This is a genomic window from Streptomyces sp. NPDC001220 (assembly GCF_053597895.1).
Genome location: NZ_JBSFJE010000051.1, coordinates 1 through 2,831 on the forward strand (window position 1 = coordinate 1; position 2,831 = coordinate 2,831).

Here is a 2,831-nt window from a genome sequence, read left to right on the forward strand (position 1 = left end):
CCTTTGTGGGGGGGCGCCGGCCCCGGGGGGGGCCCACCCGCTTGGCTGGGGGGGCCCCCCCCCCCCCCCCGGCCGGCCCCGCCGTGATCACGGCGGGACGGCCGCTCGCGTTCCCCGACCCCCGTACGGGGCGCGTCAGTAGGTGTGCACGTCCGCGTGGACGACCTCGAACTCCTCCAGGGCGACCACGCTCACATGCGCCTTGGCGACGTCCTGGCGCCGGGCCGCCGCCTGGCCGCCGCGGGACGCGGCCATCGAGGCGCGGTCGACGAAGAGCACGCCGACCATGCCCCGGCCCAGCTGCCGGTCGACGAACAGGGCACACCTCGCGAAGCCGGGCAGCGTCTCCAGGCGGGGTACACCCGAGGACCGGAACGTCTCGATGAACAGGTCCGTGTCGGCCGGGTCGAACTCCACCCTGGTCATCCGCACGCCCCCGCCCACCCTCGGCAGCTGCACCGAGTGGAAGACGGCCACCTCGTAGTTCTCGACGGCGACGGTGCCCGCGAACGGCTCCAGCATCGGCCCGCGCCGCTCACGCATCACCTGGTCGCTGTTGCGCCGGGCCTCCTCGGATCCCCACCAGCTCACCGCGAGCAGTTTGCCCAGGTCCCGGTCGACGAAGACGCCCGCGCCCCGGTACTCGGGACGTTCCTCCAGCAGACTGCGCCCTTCGCTGTTCAGCGCCCGGATGGCCGCCTCGATCTGCGCCGGATCGCCGGTGACGTACACCGTCCGTACGAACATGACCCCTCGCCTCCCAGGAGCCACCGGAGCCACCGCTCACCCCTCGCACGGCTCCTGCATAAATGTTCGGAATGTCCTGCCCCACCAGTGTTCCCCGGTGCCCATTTCGCCGCAATGCATGACAATTCCCCGAGTTCACACTCAAGGGTTGACGCGGACATGCAGCCGGGTCCACCTTGTACGGCACCCGGTCAGGAAACTTTCCTAACAGAAGGGGACCCCCCACAGTGCGCATCCGAACACTGACCCTTGCCGCGGCCTCCGGGGCCGCACTGCTGGCCGCCGGAGTGCTTCCCGCGAGCGCGTCCGGCACCTCCGTCCCGAAGTCCGCTCAGGAGGGCTCGGTCAGCGCGGCCGACCTGCTCGCCAAGGTGACCTCCTGCTCCCAGATCTCCAGCGGCAAGTACAAGACCGACGACGAGACCTCGGCCACGATCCCCGTGTGCGGCAAGAACGGCGCGGTGTTCTGGAAGTCCGACATGGACATCGACTGCGACGGCCAGCGCACCACCAACTGCAACGAGGACCGCGACCCCTGGTACCAGGACGACACCGCGTTCCACCAGTCCGACGGCAAGCCGCTCAAGGCCGAGTCGCTGCCGTACGTCGTGGTGCCCAGCTCCAGCAGCATCTGGAACTACTCCAGTGCCGGCATAAAGGGCGGCGGCGTGGTCGCCGTCATCTACAACAACAAGGTCGAGTACGCGGTGGTCGGCGACACCGGCCCCACGAAGATCATCGGCGAGGCGTCGTACGCGACCGCCAAGGCGCTCGGCATCGACCCCGACCCGGCGACCGGCGGTGCCGACTCCGGCGTCACCTACATCCTGTTCAAGAACTCCAAGGTCTCCCCCATCGAGAGCCACAGCGCGGCGGTGTCCCTCGGTGACCAGCTGGCGAAGCAGTTCCTCGCGGCCAACTGACCCGGGGCGGGCGGGCGGCCCGGTACCACGCGGTACCGGGCCGTCGGGTACGTCAGTTGGGCTGCCCCAGCGGGCGTACGACGAGGGTGTTGACGTCCACGCCGACCGGCTGCCGGATCGCCCACACCACCGAGTCGGCGATCTGGTCGGCGGTCAGCAGCAGGCCGGGCGGCAGGCTGCCATTGGCGTCCCAGAACGGGGTCTCCACCCGGCCCGGCGCGACCAGCGTGACGCCGATGCCGAACTCGGTGACCTGGCGGCGGGTGTTCTCCGCGAGCCCGGTGACCGCCCACTTGGTCGCGCCGTACAGGTTGCCGGGCGTGTTCACGAACCCGGCGACGCTGCCGACCAGGACGATCCGCCCCCGGCTCGCCTTCAGGGCGTCGACGGAGGCCCGGATCAGCAGGGCCGGCCCGAGGACGTTGGTGAGGACCATTTCGGCCCAGCCCGCCGGGTCACCGTCGGCGACGGTGTCGTGGGTGGCGAAGCCGGCGTTGGCGACGACGGTGTCGAGCCGGCCGAACGCCTTGAGCGTGCTGTCGACCGCAGCCTGCACGTCGGCGTACTCGGCGGTGTCGCCCACGATGGTCAACAGGCCTTCCGGATCGCCGAGTTCGCGGGCGAAGGCGCGCAGCCGCTCCGCGCCCCGCCCGGTGACGGCCACCCGGTGGCCCGCGTCCAGCAGCTGTCGCCCGACGGCGGCACCGATACCGCTGCCGCCACCGGTGATGAGCGCGACCGGAGAGTCGTTCATGGTTTCCCCCTGTGGTTGGTGATCGACCGGAGTCCATCACTTCGAGCGCTCTCGATGTCAAGGACCGCAGGTTGGGCGGTACGGCACCGGGGGGCAGGTACCGCCGCCACCGCCACCGCGCCCGCGTCGGACCGCCGTCCGCCCGGGCGCACAGCTCGCTCGCGCTCGCTCGCGCTCTCCTCGGGCCGCGGCCGTCGCCGCGTTGCTGCCCGTCACCACGTATCTGCGCACCCCGGACAGCCGCCTGGACTACGTCACCGCCATCGGCGCGGCCGTGTGTACGGCGGGCGCGGGCGCCGACGGGATCCTCTATCCGCCCGCCCGCCGCGGGCCGGTGGGGGCTGGTCGCGCAGTTCCCCGCGCCCCCCCAGCGGGGGGGGGGCGGGCGCGGGGGCACCCGCCCCCCC

General features: G+C 71.8%; 3 protein-coding genes. 1 reads left to right on the forward strand and 2 read right to left on the reverse strand.

All coding sequences use genetic code 11. From position 1 onward, the window contains the following. Positions 1-135: 135 nt before the first annotated feature. Entirely contained in the window at positions 136-747 is a 612-nt protein-coding gene (locus ACWDGI_RS43540) for a hypothetical protein (protein ID WP_450768595.1), read from the reverse strand. A 227-nt stretch (positions 748-974) separates the two neighbouring features. On the opposite strand from ACWDGI_RS43540, the gene ACWDGI_RS43545 reads away from it, so the two are divergent. After that, entirely contained in the window at positions 975-1,670 is a 696-nt protein-coding gene (locus ACWDGI_RS43545; protein WP_450768596.1) for a glycoside hydrolase family 75 protein, read from the forward strand. A gap of 52 nt (positions 1,671-1,722) precedes the next feature. Here ACWDGI_RS43545 and ACWDGI_RS43550 read toward each other — a convergent pair whose 3' ends face one another. After that, entirely contained in the window at positions 1,723-2,424 is a 702-nt protein-coding gene (locus ACWDGI_RS43550; protein ID WP_450768597.1) for an SDR family oxidoreductase, read from the reverse strand. Positions 2,425-2,831: the final 407 nt, after the last annotated feature.

What these genes read in the sequence shown, in the direction of transcription:
- ACWDGI_RS43540 (WP_450768595.1), bottom strand. Translation starts at nt 747, where the DNA reads ATGTTCGTACGGACGGTGTACGTCACCGGCGATCCGGCGCAGATCGAG.
- ACWDGI_RS43550 (WP_450768597.1), bottom strand. Translation starts at nt 2,424, where the DNA reads ATGAACGACTCTCCGGTCGCGCTCATCACCGGTGGCGGCAGCGGTATC.